General features: G+C 63.0%; 1 protein-coding gene. It reads right to left on the reverse strand.

The genetic code is table 11. The features are described from left to right. Positions 1–365, reverse strand: a 365-nt coding sequence (locus MKK69_RS14175) for a PAS domain-containing protein (RefSeq protein WP_243968679.1), incomplete at both ends; no start/stop codon positions are given.

Raw genomic sequence — 365 nt, forward strand, 5'->3', positions numbered from 1 at the left:
GGCGGCGAACTTCACCACCTTCACCGGCACACCGTCCCGGTCGCGAATCGGGTTGTAGGTCGCCTGGATCCAGACTTCGCGGCCGCCCCGGGCGATGCGCCGGAACTCATCCGCGGCGAACTCGCCACGCCCGAGCTTCACCCAAAAATCACGGTAGGCAGCGCCTGTCCGCTCGTTCGCATCCACGAACATGCTGTGGTGCCGCCCTTGTATCTCATTGAGCTGATAGCCCATCGCGTTGAGGAAATTGGTATTGGCGGTCAGAACGGTGCCATCGAGCGCGAACTCGATCACCGCCTGGGAGCGGTGCAAGGCTTCGAGCTGGCCATCATGGTCGATGTTGCGCAGCACCTGCGCGGTGATGT

This window comes from Methylobacterium sp. J-026, from assembly GCF_022829585.1.
In the GTDB taxonomy this organism is placed as follows: domain Bacteria; phylum Pseudomonadota; class Alphaproteobacteria; order Rhizobiales; family Beijerinckiaceae; genus Methylobacterium.